We start from the raw sequence: 373 nt of genomic DNA, 5'->3' as shown, positions 1-373 counted from the left end.
TGTAGTAGTTTCATATTTTCTTACATAATCTTCATTGATATTCGTATCATAATCAAATTTAACAGGATTAGCCGTCCAGGCAGTTCCTACCTGAATCTGCTGCTGGATTCTGTCTAATGGTGAATTTTCCAGTATTTTTTCTGCATAGATCTTTTCTGAACCATAAATCCCGGGTTGGGTGGCGTTGGCAAGAGGGCCAGGAACAATAGCCCCATTCTGAGTTCCAGATTGTGGAACAGGCAAAAAGTCTTTTACCTGCCTTCCGAACCCATCATATTCTATATGGGTAACCACATCTCTTCCTAGTGGTGAAGCTTTGATATTCACTACCTGTTTTGGTCTTCCCAACCCGTCAAAATACTGAACGGTTTCT

At 41.0% G+C, this 373-nt stretch carries 1 protein-coding gene; it reads right to left on the bottom strand.

Going from position 1 to position 373, the window contains the following annotated elements; all coding sequences use genetic code 11:
• A partial coding sequence (locus tag DRF60_RS20955) for a DUF6443 domain-containing protein (RefSeq protein WP_238640277.1) occupies positions 1 to 373 on the bottom strand: 373 nt, incomplete at both ends.

It is taken from the genome of Chryseobacterium elymi (assembly GCF_003385495.1).
Taxonomy (GTDB): Bacteria; Bacteroidota; Bacteroidia; order Flavobacteriales; family Weeksellaceae; genus Chryseobacterium; species Chryseobacterium elymi.
The sequence above is the reverse complement of the archived record's forward strand: the minus strand, read 5'-3'. Positions and strand labels throughout refer to the sequence as shown.